Here is a 16,167-nt window from a genome sequence, read left to right as displayed (position 1 = left end):
GTCGCAGGGACCTCCGACCGGTCAGGGGACAAGGCTCTCCAGCGGTACGTGCGGGTTCGCCAGCGCCTCGGTGTCCACCTGGGCCCGGGACCGGATCAGCCGCTGGATGGGTTCCGTGACGTCCCACACGTTCACGTTCATCCCGGCCAGCACTCGCCCGTCCTTCACCCAGAAGGCGATGAACTGGCGCTTGCCCGCGTCGCCCCGGATCACCACTTCGTCGTACGTCCCCGGGGGCGCCCAGCCCGAGTACTCGAGCCCGACGTCGTACTGGTCGGAGAAGAAGTACGGCACGCGGTCGTACACCGTGCCGCGGCCCAGCATCGAGCGGGCCGCCGCCGGTCCGCCGTTGAGGGCGTTGGCCCAGTGCTCGACGCGCAGCCGGGTGTCGAAGAGGGGGTGCGGGAAGGCGGCCACGTCACCGGCGGCGTAGATGTCGGGGTCGGAGGTGCGCAGCCGCTCGTCGACCGCGATACCGCCGCCGTGCGCCCGGTCGGCGATCTCCAGGCCCGCGGCCTCGGCGAGGCCCGTGCGCGGCGCCGCTCCGATGGCCGCCAGGACGTCGTGGGCGGGGTGCTCCTCGCCGTCGTCGGTGCGGGCGGCCAGCACCATGCCGTCCTGGCCGACGATCTCGGTGAGCCGGGCCCCGAAGTGGAAGCGGACGCCGTGCTCGCGGTGCAGTTCGGCGAAGAGCTGGCCGAGCTCGGGGCCGAGGACCGCGTGCAGCGGGGTCTGGCTGGGCTCGACGACGGTGACCTCGGCGCCGTACTCGCGGGCCGCCGCCGCGACCTCCAGGCCGATCCAGCCCCCGCCCGCGATCACGATGTGGCCGTTGTCACGGCCGAGCGCGGCCAGGACGCCCTTGAGGCGTTCGGCGTGGGCGAGGCGGCGCAGGTGGTGGACGCCCGCGAGATCCGTCCCGGGGATGTCGAGGCGGCGCGGCTCGGCGCCGGTCGCCAGGAGCAGCTTGTCGTAGTGGACGAGGGTGCCGTCGTCGCCGAAGCGGACGGTCTTCGCCGTGCGGTCGATGGCGTCGACGGTCTGGCCGAGGTGCAGCTCCACGTCGTTCTGCGCGTACCAGGCGGGTTCGTGCACGAAGACGCTGTCCCGCTCCTCCTTGCCGAGCAGATAGCCCTTGGAGAGCGGCGGGCGCTCGTAGGGGTGGTCCCGTTCGTCGCAGATCAGTATCACGCGGCCGGTGAAACCCTCCGCTCGGAGCGTCTCGGCTGCCTTGGCGCCGGCCAGGCCTCCTCCGACGATGACGAATGTCTGATCCGCGTCGACCACTTGATGCCTCCTCGTAACGTTGTCGCCAAGCGAGCGTCCCGCACGCAGCGTGATGCGGGAAGAGGGTGTGGCCCGATCAGGCCACGCAGGGTCACACTCCGCCGCCGCCTGTGGGGCGGGTGGTGAACCTGAGATGCAGTGAACGTGCCGAGGCGTCGGTGAGCGAAGCAATCTGGTCGACGATCACCCGCTTGCGCGCACGATCGTCCCCGGCCTCGTCGAACAGCGCCCGGAACTGCGGGTCAAGACCGTCCGGGGCGCGGGCGGTGAGCGCCTCGGCCAGCTCGGCGACGACGATCCGCTGATCGGCGCGCAGCCGCTCCTGCTCGGCGCGCTGCATGACGTACCGGTCGGCGACGGCCTTGAGGACGGCGCACTCGTGGCGGGCGGCGCGCGGGACGACCAGCTCCGCCGCGTACCGGCTGAGCCGGCCGGCGCCGTACCGTGCGCGGGTGGCGCCCTCGGCGGCCAGGCAGAAGCGGCCGATGAGCTGGCTGGTGGCGTCCTTCAACCGGGCCTGCGCGACGGCCGATCCGTCGTACCCGTGCGGCCACCACTCCTGTTCCAGGAGCCGGTCGAGGGCCTCGGAGAGCTCTGCCGGGTCGGTGTCGGCGGGCACGTACCGGCCGATGGCGACCTTGAAGATCTCCTCGCGCTCCGGTTCGGCGTGCAGGCAGTTGGGGTCGATGTGGCCGGCGTGCAGACCGTCCTCGACGTCGTGCACCGAGTACGCCACGTCGTCGGACCAGTCCATGACCTGGGCCTCGAAGCACGTACGGGTGCCGGGGGCGCCCTTGCGGACCCAGTCGAAGACCGGCTGGTCGTCCTCGTAGGCCCCGAACTTCGGGGAGGCGGGGTCGGCGGGGTGGGCGCCGCGCGGCCAGGGGTACTTGGTGGCGGCGTCGAGGGCGGCGCGGGTGAGGTTCAGTCCCACGCTGACGAGTTCGCCCGTCGCGTCCGAGTGGACGAAGCGCTTGGGCTCGATCCTGGTCAGCAGGCGCAGCGACTGCGCGTTGCCCTCGAAGCCGCCGCAGTCCTCCGCGAACTCGTTCAGCGCCTGTTCGCCGTTGTGTCCGAAGGGCGGGTGGCCGAGGTCGTGCGAGAGGCAGGCCGCCTCGACGAGGTCGGGGTCGCAGCCGAGGGCGGCGCCGAGCTCGCGGCCGACCTGGGCGCACTCCAGGGAGTGGGTGAGGCGGGTGCGGGCGCTGGCGTCCCAGGCCTGACTGCGGGTGCCGGGGGTGACGACCTGGGTCTTGCCCGCGAGGCGGCGCAGCGCGGAGGAGTGCAGCACGCGTGCGCGGTCGCGCTGGAAGGCGGTGCGGCCGGGACGTTTGTCGGGCTCGGCGGCCCAGCGCTCGAGGGACGACTCGTCGTACATGTCGTACGCGCCCGACGTGGTGGGGTCGTCGTATGCCGTCGGTGCCTTCGCAGTGCCGTCCATGTACCCGACAGTAAACGCAGGCGGTGACAAACGGGGCGTGGCCTACCGCCAGGAGGCGTGGATCAGGCCGAGGCCAGCTCGCGTTCCGGCGCCGGTTCGGGGGTCGCCACGGCCTGGTCGTAGCGGTGCAGGATCAGGCGGGCCATCGCGGCGTGGGTGCCCAGCGGGGCGGCGACGATCCAGGGGGCGGCCGCGGCGCACTCGGTGGCGAAGCGGCCGGGCGCGGTGAAGTAGGAGGCGACGGCGATGCGGTGGCGGCCACGCGCGGCCAGGGCGCGGACGGCGGCGGAGACGGTGGGCGCGGCGGCGGAGGCGTACGCGGGGACGACGGGCACGCCGAGGCGTTCGGCCAGCAGCTGGGCGGTGCGGCGGGTGTCGATGACCGACTCCGGGTCGCGCGAGCCCGCGGCGGCGAGCACGACCCCTGCGGCGCGCCGGGCCGCGTCGCTCATCCCGGTCCGCCAGCCGGCCTCGACGAGCCGCGCGTACAGCGTCTCGACGAGCAGGGGGTGCGGGCCGAGCGGGGCGGCGATACGGGCCCGCAGTCCCGGTACGGCGGCCGCGGCCTCGGGGATGTCCCGCTTGACGTGGTAGCCGCGGCTGAGCAGCAGCGGCACGAGGACGACACCGTCGGCGCCGTCCTTGGCGTCGAGGGAGGCGAGCGTGTCGGCCAGCAGCGGTTCGTCGAGCTCGATGTGGCCGAGGTGCACGGACAGGTGCGGGCGCAGCTCGCGGACGCGCTCGATCAGGGTGCGTACGGTGCTCAGCGCGCGCGGGTCGCGGCTGCCGTGCGCGACGAGGACGAGCGGCGGCGGCGTGGGACGGCGGGTCCCGTTCAGCGAGACGAGGCTGAGCTGACTGCCGAGCTGACTGGTGATCGCGGTCATGAGTTGCGCCGTACTGTCGAGGTGGACGCCACGGGGCGGCTGCCCGCCGATGGGGGTACCCGCGCTCGAGCGAAGCCGAGACTGGGGAAGGGGCCTGGACTCGTCGTGAGAGGGGTTCGACGCCGTCATGGACCGATGGTGACGGTACGAGGTTGCCGCGCGGTTGCACGGGCGTGTCAGGTGTTTTCCGGGGGTTCACGGCCCGGTGCGGTGGCGGTGTGAGCGCCTCCCACCTGCGGTTGCGTGGCGCCGGGTGAGGCCGGTCACGGTAACCGGGCGAACCGAACGGGCTTACGCTGCGTCCCCATCTGTCGAATACCGACGCGATCGGACGCCACCGGGGGGACGAACAACCATGCCGCGCCTGCCGCACCCGAGGATCCTCAGACGGCGGCTGCCCCGCCTGCCGCGCACCCGCGCCGGACAGCGGCGGGCCGTGCAGACGGTCGTGCTGCTGTGCGTGCTGGCGCTGCTTCCGGTGACCTGGCTGTACGTGAGCACGGCCGACGGGCTGCGTACGACGGCCGACGCGCCGCGCACCGAGGTCGCGGTGGTGTTCGGGGCCGGGCTGTGGAACGGCGAGCCGTCCCCGTACCTCGCGCACCGGCTGGACGCGGCGGCGAAGCTGTACCGGGCCGGGCGGATCGAGGCCGTGCTCGTCACCGGGGACAACAGCCGCAAGGACTACGACGAACCGGACGCGATGCGGGCCTATCTGACGAAGCGTGGGGTGCCGGACCGGCGGATCGTCAGCGACTACGCCGGGTTCGACACCTGGGACTCCTGCGTGCGGGCCCGGAAGATCTTCGGCGTCCACGAGGCCGTGCTGATCAGCCAGACCTTCCACATCCGGCGGGCCGTCGCACTGTGCCGGGCGGCGGGCGTGCGGTCGTACGGCGTCGGGGTCGACGCCACTCACGACGTCACCTGGTACTACGGGGGCACCCGCGAGGTGTTCGCGGCGGGCAAGGCCCTGCTGGACGCGGTGTTCAAGCCCGATCCACAGTTCCTGGGGCCGAAGGAGCCGGGGGTGGCGCGGGCCCTCGCGGCGGCGCGGAAGTGAGGACGGTCATCGATCCCGCCGGTCTTACGCCCGCGGAACGCCGTGTCTGGGAGGCCTTTCCGCTCGGCGAGGGCGTCGACTTCCGCGACGAACCCGCCCCCGCCTCCTCCGTCGGCTCCGGCTCCGACTCCGGCTCCGGCTCCGGCTCCGGCGGGAACCCCGCCGACGACCCCGCGGCCGGCGCCTCCTGGGGCCCCGAGCGGACCGTACGCGCCGAGGTGCTGCGGGCGCTGCTGATCGACGGACCGGCGCACGACGGCGAGATAGCCGGCCTGAAGCTCACCGGCGCGCGCATCACCGGACGGCTCGATCTCGCGTACGGGACGGTCGAACAGGCCGTGCAGCTGCGGTTCTGCCACTTCGAGCAGGCTCCGAAGCTGTACGGGGCCCAGCTGCGGGCCCTCGTACTGAGCGACTCGGTGCTCCCCGGGCTCACCGCGGGGAACCTGCGCGTCGACGGGGTGCTGCGGCTCAGCTGCTGCCGGGTCAGGGGCGCGGTGCGGCTCCAGGGCGCGAAGATCTCCGGCGCCGTGTTCGTCAACGGGGCGCGGCTGGGCCGCCCGGCGGCACCGGACACCCCGGACGCCCCGGACCCGGAAGGGGCCGAGGAACCGGTTCTCCAGCTCAACCACGCGGCCATCGGCACCGACCTGTGGGCCGTCGGCCTCGTCGCGCACGGCCAGGTACGGCTGAACGGGGCCACGGTCGGCGGTCAGGTGAACCTCGACGACGCCGACCTGCGCGTACCGGCAGGCGAGACCGCCCTGCACGCCGAGACCTTGTCGGTCGGCACCGACCTGCGGGCCATGCGGCTGCGCGCGCGGGGCCGGGTCAACCTGAGCGGGGCGAGGATTCCCCACCAGCTCAATCTGGCCCACGCCCGGCTGTCCAACCCCGGCGGTCCGGCCCTGCGCGCCAGCAGCTGTGTCATCGGCGAGCTGTGGCTGCGCGAGGCCGCGCCGATCGTGGGCACCGTGAACCTGCGCCGCTCCCAGCTGGACCTTCTGCACGTGCCTCCGGGGGTGTGGCCCGACCGCGTCCGGATCGACGGCCTCAGCTACCGCACCCTCGCCCCGCAGCTGCCCGCCGCGCAGCGGCTGCCGCTGCTGGAACGCGAGGAGGGCGGCTATCTTCCGTACGCCTACGAGCAGTTGGCCGCCGCGTACCGCACGGCGGGTGACGACGCCGCCGCGCGCACGGTCCAGCTGGCCAAACTCCGCCGGCACCGCCGCACCCTCCCCCGCTACGCCAGGTTCTGGGGCCGGCTGCAGGACGTGGCCGTCGGCTACGGCTACCGGCCGATGCGCGCGGCGGGCTGGCTGCTGTTGCTGCTGTGCACCGGCGCCGCCGCCTTCACGCTGCACCATCCGCCCGCCCTGAAGCCCGCCGAGGCGCCCGGTTTCAACCCGGTCTTCTACACCCTCGACCTGCTGCTGCCCCTCGTCGACTTCGGTCAGGAGACGGCCTTCGCGCCGCGCGGCTGGTACCAGTGGCTCTCGTATCTGCTGATCGCCGTCGGCTGGATCCTGGCCACGACGATCGCGGCGGGCGTCACCCGCTCCCTGAACCGCCAGTAGCCAGTGGGCGCGCCATGACCCGATACGGTGAACGGCTCCTGAGAACACCCCTGTTGGCAGATGCCCCCGGCACTAGCATGGCCGCGTGACGCAGTCGTTCAGCTACCGCTGGGGCCATTCCGCACTCACCGCCGATTTCGATCTGGACGGCCGCACACCCCGACTGGTCCGGCTGACCGTGCCCGGTGAACCGGAGCCCAAGAACGCCGCCGAGGCCGCCGGGGCCGCGCTGCCGCTCGTCGACGTGACCCTCCTCGGACAGGGCACCGGCTGGTCCGGGCCGCGCTTCACGGGTACGGCGCTCGGGCGGCGCCTGACCCACCGCGCCCACCATGCGGCGTACGGCGACGGCTGGCACCACCTCACCGTCCAGCTCCAGGACAGACGGGGCGGTCTGACCGTCTTCGTCGAGTACTCCTCACCGGACGCGGTGCCCGTGCTGCGTACCCGCGTCCGGCTCCGCAACGACGGCGACACACCCGTCACCGTGCGCTCCGTGAGCAGTCTGCTGGTGGGCGCGCTGCCCTCACCCGACGTACTCGACGTGCACCGGGCACGCAACGACTGGCTCGCCGAATGCCGTTGGTACGCCGAGGAGTTGCGGGAGTCCGTGCCCGACGTCGGCCGGGCGTTCCACGGGCACGACGGGCGGGCCGGGGTGCGACTCGCCGGACGCGGGAGCTGGCCCACGGACGGGCATCTGGCGATGGGCGCGCTCACCGACCGCACCGACGGGCGCTGCTGGCTCTGGCAGATCGAGTCCGCCGCGAGCTGGCTGTGGGAGGCGGGCGAGGCGGACCACCACACGTATCTCTCCCTGAGCGGTCCGACCGCGGACGACCACCAATGGCGTCACGTACTGTCCCCCGGCGCGGAGTTCGTCTCCGAGTACGCGGCCCTCGCGCTCGGCGACGGCTTCGACGGGGCGCTCACCGCGCTGACCGACTACCGCCGTTGGATCCGTCGCCCGCACCCCGACCACGACCGGCTCCCCGTCGTCTTCAACGACTACATGAACACCCTCATGGGTGACCCGACCACCGAGAAACTGCTGCCGCTGATCGACGCGGCGGCCGAGGCGGGCGCGGAGTACTTCTGCGTCGACGCCGGGTGGTACGACGACGAGGGCGGGGACGGGAACGGGGACACGGGCGGGGGCACGGGCGGGGACGGGAGCGGGGACGAGGACACGGGCGGGGAGGGGAGCGGGGACGGCGGTGGGGGCTGGTGGGACGGTGTCGGCGCCTGGCTGCCGTCGGCGCGGCGCTTCCCCGGCCCCGGCGGACTCCACGCCGTGCTCGACCGGATCCGGGAGCGCGGGATGGTGCCGGGGCTGTGGCTGGAGCCGGAGGTGGTCGGCGTCCGCAGTCCGCTCGCCGCCGAGCTGCCGGACGAGGCCTTCCTGTGCCACGAAGGCGGTGTGCGCGTCACCGAACAGGGCCGCCACCAGCTGGATCTGACGCATCCGGCCGCCCGTGCGCACCTCGACCGGACGGTCGACCGGCTCGTCGGCGAGTGGGGCGTGGGCTATCTCAAGCTCGACTACAACATCACCACCTCCGCGCCGGGGCTCCTCGACCACACCCGCGCCTGGCTGTCCTGGCTGTCGTCCGTCCTGGACCGCCACCCGGGGCTGGTCGTCGAGAACTGCGGTTCGGGCGGCCTGCGCATGGACGGCGCGTCGCTGGCCGTGGCCCAGCTCCAGTCCACCTCCGACCAGCAGGACCCCCTGCGCTACCCGCCCATCGCGGCCGCCGCGCCGACCGCGGTGCCACCCGAGCAGGGGGCCGTGTGGGCGTATCCGCAACCGGAGTTCACGGACGAGGAGATCGCCTTCACCCTCGGCTCGGCACTGCTGGGGCGGGTTCACCTCTCCGGGCATCTGGACCGTATGACACCGCACCAACTGGGCCTCGTGCAGGAAGCGTTGGTGACGTACAAGGCCGTCCGGGGCGATCTGTGCCAGTCGGTGCCGTTCTGGCCGCTGGGGCTGCCGGGGTGGCGCGACGCGTGGGTGGCACTGGGAATGCGGGTGCCGTTCCTCGACACCACGTATGTGCTGGTGTGGCGCAGGACGGGCGACCGCCCCGAAGTCGCCTTGCCCGTGGCGCACTTGGCGGGTCGGGAGGTACGGGTCGACGTACTGCACGGGTCGGCGGGGCCGGTGGTGTGGGACGGGGCGGCGCTGCGGGTGACCTTGCCGGAGGCTCCGGCGGTGCTGCTGACGCGGCTCACCGTGTAGCGGTCACCCGGGCGAGGGCGCTCCTCCTGTTGCTCCTCGATGACAGGTGCGCCCGTGCCCTCAACGACGGACGTGCCAGTCCCCGCCCTCGATGAGCGTGCCGTCGGCCCGCAGCCGCGCGGCGACGGCGGGGGCGGCCACGTACACCCAGGCCCGTACGGCCGTGCCGTCCACGCGGATCACCTCCCGCGCCACCCGCTCGTACAGGTTGCGGGGGTCGCCCGGCACGTACTCCTCCAGCCGGTCGAGCGCGCCGAGCACCTGCCCGTACGCCTCCGGGAGCGCGGTGACCAACTCCCCGCGCACGACGCCTCCGGGCTCCTCGACGGCGTACGGATACCCGGGCCCTTCGTACAGTACGGCTCCCCGCATCCGGCCGGGCTCCTCCGACTCCGTACGGCCGCGGAGAAACAGGTCGTGGTTGTGCCCGCCGGGGCGCAGGGTGCCGTAGACGAAGAAGGGGACGGTCACTCGGCGGTCTCCTCCGCCACGTTCGCCTCCGCCATGGTCTCCCCCTCGACCCAGCGCAGATAGTCCGCGCTCCCCCGGACGACGGGCGTCGCGATGATCTCGGGGGTGTCGTAGTCGTGCGCCGCGCGGAGATACGCCTCCAGCGCGTCGTACCGCGCACCCGTCGTCTTGAACAGCACCTGCCACTCGCTCGCCGTCTCCACCGCCCCCTTCCACCGGTAGACGGACGTCACCGGTCCGGCGATCTGGGCACAGGCCGCGGCCCGCGCCTCGACCGCGCCGCGTGCGAGCGCCTCCGCCTTCCCGGGGTCGTCGGTCGTGGTCAGCACGGTCAGCCAGGAAGTCGTCCCGGCGGCCGTTCCGGTGTCCGCCCCGGCGGCCATCTCCATGATCGTCTCGCATTCGTGAGGGTGCGGAAACGATTCTCTCCACACCTCGCGGATTCGCGCACGCGCTATGGACATGACATGTCATGGACCTTTAACTCTGAGTCGACATCAGCGCCCCCACGCGTCTGAGCGCCCCTCCCCGAGGAGACCGATGAGTCGGATCCGGATACGGCAGACCCGAGGTGCCCGACCGCACACCCGAGGCTCCCGCCTGGCCGCGGCCGGTGTGGCCGCGGCCGCCACCGCCCTGCTGGCGGCAGCACTGACCCCCACCGCGGGCGCCGAAGGCCGGCCCAGCCGTGCCACCGCGATCGACAACGCCGCCGCGGCCCTGGTGAAGGAGGCCGCCCGGCTGGGCCTGACCTCCGCCGAGGGCACCAGCGTCCGTGACGTGGTCGTCGACGCGAACGGCGGCCAGCATGTGCGCTACGACCGCACGTACCGACAACTGCCGGTCCTGGGCGGCGACTTCGTGGTCCACCTCGCCCCCGACGGCTCCTATCGCGGCGCGAACCGGGCCACCTCCCGCGACCTCTTTGTCCCCACCACCACGCCCGCGCTCGCCGCCCCCGAGGCCGCCGGCCTGGCCACCGCCGCGCTGCGCGCCGCGCACCTCGGCGAGACGCTGAAGAAGGTGACGGCCAAGCCCCAGCTCGTCGTGGACGCCCTGCACGGCGCGCCCCGGCTGGCCTGGCGCACCAACGTGGTGGGCCAGGACTCGCTGGGCAACCCGGTCGCCCGCACGGTCCTGACCGACGCCCGCACCGGGCGGCAGATCGACGCGTGGGACAGCATCGAGACGGCGACGGGTGACGGCCAGTCCCTCTACAGCGGCACGGTCGCGCTGGAGTCGACCCTGTCCGGATCGACGTACCAGCTCAAGGACCCGACGCGCGGGAACACGTACACGGGCGACGCGGCGAACAAGACGGACCTGTGCATCTTCGGGATCTGCGTCAGCCGCGCCCCTGCGACCCTCTTCACGGACGCCGACAACCACTGGGGAACCGGGGCGGCCTCGGACCGTTCCTCGGCCGCGGTCGACGCCCAGTACGGCACGGACGAGACCTGGGACTACTACAAGAACGTCCACGGCCGCACCGGCATCGCGGGCGACGGCAAGGGCTCGTACAACCGCGTGCACTACGGCAGCAACTACAACAACGCCTTCTGGGACGACAGTTGCTTCTGTATGACGTACGGGGACGGTGACGGGACGACGCTCGGGCCGCTGGTCGCGCTCGACGTGGCCGGTCACGAGATGTCCCACGGTGTCACCTCGAAGACGGCGGCGCTGACGTACTCGGGCGAGTCCGGCGGCCTCAACGAGGCGACCTCCGACATCTTCGGCACGCTGGTGGAGTTCTACGCGCACAACTCCACCGACCCCGGGGACTATCTGATCGGCGAGAAGATCGTCCGCTCCGGCTTCGGCAAGCCGGCCCTGCGGTTCATGGACCAGCCCTCCAAGGACGGCAACTCGGCGAACTGCTGGAGCTCCTCGGTCGGCAATCTCGACGTCCACTACTCGTCCGGCGTCGCGAACCACTTCGCGTACCTGCTCGCCGAGGGCAGCGGCGCGAAGACCATCAACGGGGTCAGCTACAACTCCCCCACCTGCAACAACTCGACGGTCACCGGCATCGGCCGGGACAAGCTCGGCGCGATCTGGTACCGCGCGCTGACGGTCTACATGACGTCCTCGACGAACTACGCGGGCGCACGGACGGCGACGCTGAACGCGGCGAAGGACCTGTACGGGGCCGGGAGTACGGAGTACAACGCGGTGGCGGCGGCCTGGTCCGCGGTGTCCGTGAGCTGAACGTCAGGCCCCCGGCAGGGCCTCGGCCGGCTGCCCCGGCGCGTGCGGCACGTGTTCGCGCCGGGGCAGCAGGAGCGGGGTGGCCAGGATGAGCAGCCCGGCGAGCGCGATCGCGGTGCGGGGTCCGGTGAGGCCGGCCAGCAGGCCCCACAGTGCGGTCGTCGCCGCGGTGGTGGCCTTGCCGGTCACCGACCAGGCCGACAGGGTACGGGCGACCCGGTCCGGCTCGGTCCCCTCGAGGCGACAGGTGGCGAGCACCGGGTTGAACACTGCACAGCAGGTGATCAGCCCGAACTCGACGACCATGACGAGCAGGAGTCCGGGGGTGCCGGGGCGGACGAAGGCCAGCCCGAGCGACCAGCACGCGCGCAGCGTCCCGGCGGTCCGCAGGACCCTGTGCTGCCCGAACCGTGCGACGAGACGGCGGGCGAGCCGTGAGCCGATCAGACCCCCGGCGCACGGCACCGCGAAGGCGAGGCCGTACTGCCAGGGCGCGAACCCGAGCCGGCCGAGCATGAGGACGGCGAGCAGCGGCGCGGTCGCCATGATCAGACCGTTGAACAGGACCGTGTTGAAGAACAGCGGGCGCAGCACCGGACCGGCCAGGATGAACCGCCAGCCCTCCAGCAGGTCGCGGGCCCGGGGCCGGGCCGGTGCGCCGGTTCGTACGGGGCGCGGCTCACCGCCCCCGATGGCACGGATCCCCACCGCCGAGAGCAGATAGCTGACGGCGTCGGCCACCACGGTCAGCACCGGGCCGAACAGCCCGATCGCGGCCCCGCCGAGCGGCGGTCCGACCATGGTGGCGGTCCAGGTCGTGGCCTCGAACCGCCCGTTCGCGACGAGCAGGTCCTTGGGCGGTACGAGCCCTTTCAGGCAGGCGCCCGCCGCCGCGCCGAAGGTGATGTCGGCGGCGGCGACCACGACGGACACGAGCACGAGCTGGAGGAAGCCGAGCCGGCCGAGCGCGTACGCGGCGGGGACACTCATCAGTGCCGCGAACCGGGTCAGGTCCGTCGCGACCATGACCGGCCGCTTGCGGCGGAACTCCACCCAGGGTCCGAGCGGCACCGCCACCACCGCCCCGACCGCGAGTCCGGCGGCCGCCAGCAGGGCCACCTGGGTCGTCCCGGCGTGCAGCACGAGGACCGCGATCATGGGGAACGCGTCGAAGGCGAGCCAGGTGCCGAACGTACTGACCGTGTACGCCGCCCAGAGCCACCCGAACGCCCGCCCCAGCGACTGCCCGCCCGCCACGTCCGCCTCCACCCTCGCGCCACCTCTCCCCGCGCGCACAACCTCACGTCGACGACCGACATCCAATCCGGCACCGACCCGGCAGATCAAACAACCACCCGGCCAGCACGCCACAACCAGTGGTTGTACGACTAGGCTGGCGGCGTGGATCTCAACGCGGTGCGCACCTTCGTCGCCGTCGCGGACTCGGGCCGGTTCCAGGAAGCCGCGGCCGGACTGTCGATCACCCAGCAGGCCGTCTCCAAGCGGGTGGCCGCGCTGGAGCGGGACCTGGGCGTACGGCTGTTCACCCGGACCGCGCGCGGCGCGCTGCTCACCGTCGACGGGCAGGCGTTCCTGCCGCACGCCCGTGATCTGCTGCGGGCCGAGGAGCGGGCGACGGCCTCCGTACGGCCGGGCCGGCGCGCCCTGCGCGTCGACGTGATCGGCCGGCGGCTGGCACCGGCGGGCCTGCTCCGCGACTTCCACCGCGCGCATCCAGGGCCCGAACTGGACGTCGTCACCCTCTTCGACGCCGAAGCGGCCGTCGCCGCCGTCCGGTCCGGCACGGTCGACGCGTCGTTCCGCGCGGTCACCCACTCCGCGCGCCGCCTCCCCGACGGCATCGAGGCCACGCGGGTCCTCGACGAGCCCGTCCAGCTGGTCACCGGACCGGCCCACGCGCTCGCCGCCGCCCGCGCGGTCACGCCGGCGCAGCTCGCCGGGTACCGGATCTGGATGCCCGGCATCGTCCCCGGGACCGAGTGGGCCGCCTACTACGCCGACCTCGCCGCCGCGTTCGGACTCACCATCGAGGCGACCGGCCCCGACTTCGGCACCGCCCCACTCCTCGACACGATCGCCGACTCCGCGGAGCTCGCGACCTTCGTCGGCGAAGGAACCCGCCTCGTCTGGGCCGCCGGCGACGACCTGCGCCGCATCGCCGTTCGTGACCCGACGCCGGTCTACCCGCACTCCCTCCTCTGGCGCGCCGACAACCCGCACCCCGCGCTGACCACACTCCGCGGCTACCTGGCCTCCGCCCGGCAGCCCGGTCAGGGCGACGCCGGGACCTGGACGCCCACCTGGGCGCGGTGATCGACACGGTTGCCTTCATCGCACAGCCGGTTACCTCAACCAACCTTGAGGTCAGGGCGCCTCCCACCCGCCCCCGTCACCCGTTCGCACCCCTTTCCTGCGCTCTTCGGGTTCTTTGCCGCGACACACCAGCCGTACGCCGGTGACCTGCTGGAACGCCATCGATCCGGCCTCGCGGACACCCTCGTCCTGCACCCTTTCCCCGCATTTGTGACGCTCCGTCAGGAAGCGGACCCGGCCGACTGCCACTTACCTCGGAAGGGCAGGGGCACGACCGACACAGCGGCACTTGGGGGTGCCGCCGGCGGCGCCCCCTCGGAGGAGCACAGCCATGCGACGCACAGCCCGTCTGCTGACCGGTACCGCGCTCGCCGTCGCCGCGGTGGGCCTCGCCACCGCGCCCGCGTACGGCGGGTCCACGTCGAGTCTGGAGGTGTTCCCCTCCACCGTCGTCCCGGGGGCCGACGTCACCGTCAACACGGCGGCGTGCGGCGCGGACGGCACCGCCACGGGTGACGCCAGCGCGGTCGGCGCGGGCATCTTCATGCTCGCCGCCAGCGCCCACGAACAGGACGCGATCGGCCAGTTCAAGGTGCCGCCGAGCGCCCAGCCGGGGACGTACGAGATCGTCGCGAAGTGCTCCCACGGCCGACAGGTCACCGGCGACCTGATCGTGAACCTGACCGCCACGCGCGAACAGATCCATCTGCCGCGTGGGCATGTGAACACGGGGGTCGGCGGCGCACTCGGCCCCGACCCCGTGCAGACCGCGGCGGGAGTGGCGGCCCTGGCCGTCGCCGCCGCGGGCGGTACCTGGCTCCTGCATCGCCGGGCGAGAGGCGACGGGATCTGACGGACACCCTCCGCTGTCCGTCCGCCGGTACCGCCGTCCCCTCCCCCTCCGTGGCCCGACGCCCCTCGCGGCCCGGAGGGGGAAGGGGACCCACCCCCACCGCGACCGGGACCAAGGTTGCGACTACGACCACGACGACCGTCACGACCACAACCGCACAACCCCTGACCCCGAGAGGAGGCTCACATGCGCCGGGTCAGCAACACCGCGATAGCTTCCGTCACCGTGGTCGCCCTCTGCTCAGGGACCTGGCTGCTGCACAACGGCACCCAGGTCCACCCGCCGCCCCAGCCCTCCGCCGCCCAGGCCGGCACCGGAGACGCCCTCCGGCAGGGCGCCCCCGCGCTCCGCCACTCCCCGCCCGAGCGCATCCGCATCCCCTCCATCGGCGTGAACGCCCCGCTGATGGGCCTCGGCCTCACCCCGCAGGGCAGCCTCGACGTCCCGCCCGCCGGGCAGAAGAACCTCGCGGGCTGGTACCAGGCCGGCACCACCCCCGGCGAGCGGGGCACCGCGATCGTCGCGGGCCACGTCGACAACGCCAACGGCCCCGCCGTCTTCTACAACCTCGGCGCCCTCAAGAAGGGCAGCGCCATCGAGGTGGCGCGACGCGACGGCGGCACCGCGCTCTTCGCCGTCGACGCCGTCGAGGTCTACGCGGCCCGCGACTTCCCGGACGAGAAGGTGTACGGCGCCGCGTCCCGCCCCGAGCTGCGCGTCATCACCTGCGGCGGCGACTACTCGAAGGCCACCGGGTACCAGGGGAACGTGGTCGTCTTCGCCCACCTCACCGGCAGCCGCTGACCGGCATCTGCGCCGCCTAGGCGATCCACTGCTGGTACGCCAGATTCGCCACCAGTGCGAACACCACCGTCAGCAGCACCACCCGGACGAACCCGCTGCCCCTCTTGAGCGCGGTGTGCGCCCCCACCATGCCGCCCACCAGGTTGAACACGGCCATCAGCGCGGCCAGTTGCCAGTACACCGTGCCCTTGACGGCGAAGGTCGCGAGGGCGCCCGCGTTGGTGCAGCAGTTGACGATCTTCGCGGTGGCGGAGGCGGTCACCAGGTCGAAGTGGAGCAGCGCGGTCAGCGCCAGGACGAGGAACGTACCCGTGCCGGGTCCGATGAGCCCGTCGTAGAAGCCGATTCCGAGGCCCGCGAGCCCGATCGCCGCCAGCACGCGCCGCGCGGAGACGGGCTCGGTCGAGGGCGCCGTACCGAAGGCGGGCCGCAGCATGACGAACGTCCCGACGCCGAGCAGCACCACCATGACCACCGGCTTCAGCACGTCCGTACTCATCCCGGCGGCCACGAAGGCACCGGCCGTGGAGCCGGCCAGCGCCGCGAGCCCGATCCGCACGGCCAGCCGCACATCCACCGGCGCCTTGCGCGCGTACGTCACGGCCGCGCCGGTCGTCCCGACGATCGCGACCGCCTTGTTCGTCCCGAGCGCGTACGCCGCCGGTGTGCCGCCCGGGAGCCCGAGCAGCATCGCCGGGAGCAGCAGCAGCCCGCCACCGCCCACCACGGCGTCGATCCAGCCTGCCGCGAGGGAGGCGAGGCAGAGCACAACGACGATGGTCAGCGGTATGTCGGGCATGATCGCGACCCTATGGACGGGGTAGGTGTGCCGTCCATGGATTTTGGGAAGCCTGAGCGTCTGCTGAGGTCCGGCGTCTGCTGAGGTCCCGTGTCTTCTGAGGTCCCGTGTCTTCTGAGGTCCGGCCCGGGGCCCGGGGTCCCGTTCGGTTGACCCCATCAGACCCTCACAACCGGGTGCCGCTCCCGCTGAGGGCAG

Annotated in this window: 14 protein-coding genes; 7 read left to right on the top strand and 7 right to left on the bottom strand. The window is 72.9% G+C overall.

Annotated elements, in window-relative coordinates:
- Positions 1–21: 21 nt before the first annotated feature.
- The 3 genes from ACIQTP_RS03585 to ACIQTP_RS03575 all read right to left on the bottom strand — a co-directional run bounded on the left by ACIQTP_RS03585 (position 22) and on the right by ACIQTP_RS03575 (position 3,615).
- The gene (locus ACIQTP_RS03585) at positions 22–1,287 is read right to left on the bottom strand and encodes an NAD(P)/FAD-dependent oxidoreductase (protein ID WP_403395824.1); all 1,266 of its coding nucleotides are present in this window, start codon (positions 1,285–1,287) and stop codon (positions 22–24) included.
- Between the two features lie 91 nt (positions 1,288–1,378).
- A complete protein-coding gene (locus ACIQTP_RS03580; protein ID WP_403395822.1) occupies positions 1,379–2,728 on the bottom strand; it encodes a deoxyguanosinetriphosphate triphosphohydrolase in 1,350 nt (449 codons plus the stop codon).
- Between the two features lie 62 nt (positions 2,729–2,790).
- Positions 2,791–3,615: a sirohydrochlorin chelatase gene (locus tag ACIQTP_RS03575; protein WP_403395820.1), complete on the bottom strand. Its 825-nt coding sequence runs from the start codon at positions 3,613–3,615 to the stop codon at positions 2,791–2,793.
- A gap of 355 nt (positions 3,616–3,970) precedes the next feature.
- Between ACIQTP_RS03575 and ACIQTP_RS03570 the strand changes: the two genes are divergently transcribed.
- From ACIQTP_RS03570 to ACIQTP_RS03560, 3 genes are all read left to right on the top strand, one after another.
- Positions 3,971–4,678 carry a vancomycin high temperature exclusion protein gene (locus tag ACIQTP_RS03570; protein WP_403395818.1) on the top strand — a complete coding sequence of 236 codons (708 nt, stop codon included), beginning with the start codon at positions 3,971–3,973 and terminating at the stop codon, positions 4,676–4,678.
- Positions 4,679–4,686: 8 nt separating this feature from the next.
- Positions 4,687–6,255, top strand: coding sequence for a membrane-associated oxidoreductase (locus ACIQTP_RS03565; RefSeq protein WP_403396091.1), 1,569 nt, complete (start codon positions 4,687–4,689; stop codon positions 6,253–6,255).
- A gap of 85 nt (positions 6,256–6,340) precedes the next feature.
- Positions 6,341–8,497 carry an alpha-galactosidase gene (locus ACIQTP_RS03560; protein WP_403395817.1) on the top strand — a complete coding sequence of 719 codons (2,157 nt, stop codon included), beginning with the start codon at positions 6,341–6,343 and terminating at the stop codon, positions 8,495–8,497.
- 60 nt (positions 8,498–8,557) lie between these two features.
- On the opposite strand, the gene ACIQTP_RS03555 is transcribed toward ACIQTP_RS03560, so the two are convergent.
- Positions 8,558–8,968: a gamma-glutamylcyclotransferase family protein gene (locus ACIQTP_RS03555; protein WP_403395814.1), complete on the bottom strand. Its 411-nt coding sequence runs from the start codon at positions 8,966–8,968 to the stop codon at positions 8,558–8,560.
- A complete protein-coding gene (gene cutA / locus ACIQTP_RS03550) occupies positions 8,965–9,351 on the bottom strand; it encodes a divalent-cation tolerance protein CutA (RefSeq protein WP_403395812.1) in 387 nt (128 codons plus the stop codon). Before cutA ends, ACIQTP_RS03555 begins: the two co-directional genes overlap by 4 nt.
- Before the next feature lie 157 nt (positions 9,352–9,508).
- Between cutA and ACIQTP_RS03545 the strand changes: the two genes are divergently transcribed.
- Complete coding sequence (locus tag ACIQTP_RS03545; protein WP_402036475.1) at positions 9,509–11,179, top strand: M4 family metallopeptidase; 1,671 nt, start codon at positions 9,509–9,511, stop codon at positions 11,177–11,179.
- A gap of 3 nt (positions 11,180–11,182) precedes the next feature.
- Here ACIQTP_RS03545 and ACIQTP_RS03540 read toward each other — a convergent pair whose 3' ends face one another.
- Positions 11,183–12,436 carry an MFS transporter gene (locus ACIQTP_RS03540; RefSeq protein ID WP_403396089.1) on the bottom strand — a complete coding sequence of 418 codons (1,254 nt, stop codon included), beginning with the start codon at positions 12,434–12,436 and terminating at the stop codon, positions 11,183–11,185.
- Positions 12,437–12,580: 144 nt separating this feature from the next.
- Between ACIQTP_RS03540 and ACIQTP_RS03535 the strand changes: the two genes are divergently transcribed.
- From ACIQTP_RS03535 to ACIQTP_RS03525, 3 genes are all read left to right on the top strand, one after another.
- Entirely contained in the window at positions 12,581–13,513 is a 933-nt protein-coding gene (locus ACIQTP_RS03535) for a LysR family transcriptional regulator (protein WP_403395809.1), read from the top strand.
- 331 nt (positions 13,514–13,844) lie between these two features.
- The gene (locus ACIQTP_RS03530) at positions 13,845–14,366 is read left to right on the top strand and encodes a hypothetical protein (protein ID WP_403395807.1); all 522 of its coding nucleotides are present in this window, start codon (positions 13,845–13,847) and stop codon (positions 14,364–14,366) included.
- A 186-nt stretch (positions 14,367–14,552) separates the two neighbouring features.
- Positions 14,553–15,170: a class F sortase gene (locus tag ACIQTP_RS03525; protein ID WP_403395805.1), complete on the top strand. Its 618-nt coding sequence runs from the start codon at positions 14,553–14,555 to the stop codon at positions 15,168–15,170.
- A gap of 16 nt (positions 15,171–15,186) precedes the next feature.
- Here the strand turns inward: ACIQTP_RS03525 and ACIQTP_RS03520 are convergent, their stop codons facing one another.
- Positions 15,187–15,969, bottom strand: coding sequence for a sulfite exporter TauE/SafE family protein (locus ACIQTP_RS03520; protein WP_403395803.1), 783 nt, complete (start codon positions 15,967–15,969; stop codon positions 15,187–15,189).
- Between the last annotated feature and the right edge of the window lie 198 nt (positions 15,970–16,167).

Origin of the sequence: Streptomyces sp. NPDC090798, from assembly GCF_044768965.1 — a bacterium.
In the GTDB taxonomy this organism is placed as follows: domain Bacteria; phylum Actinomycetota; class Actinomycetes; order Streptomycetales; family Streptomycetaceae; genus Streptomyces.
This window is presented reverse-complemented; position numbering and strand designations above follow the sequence as displayed.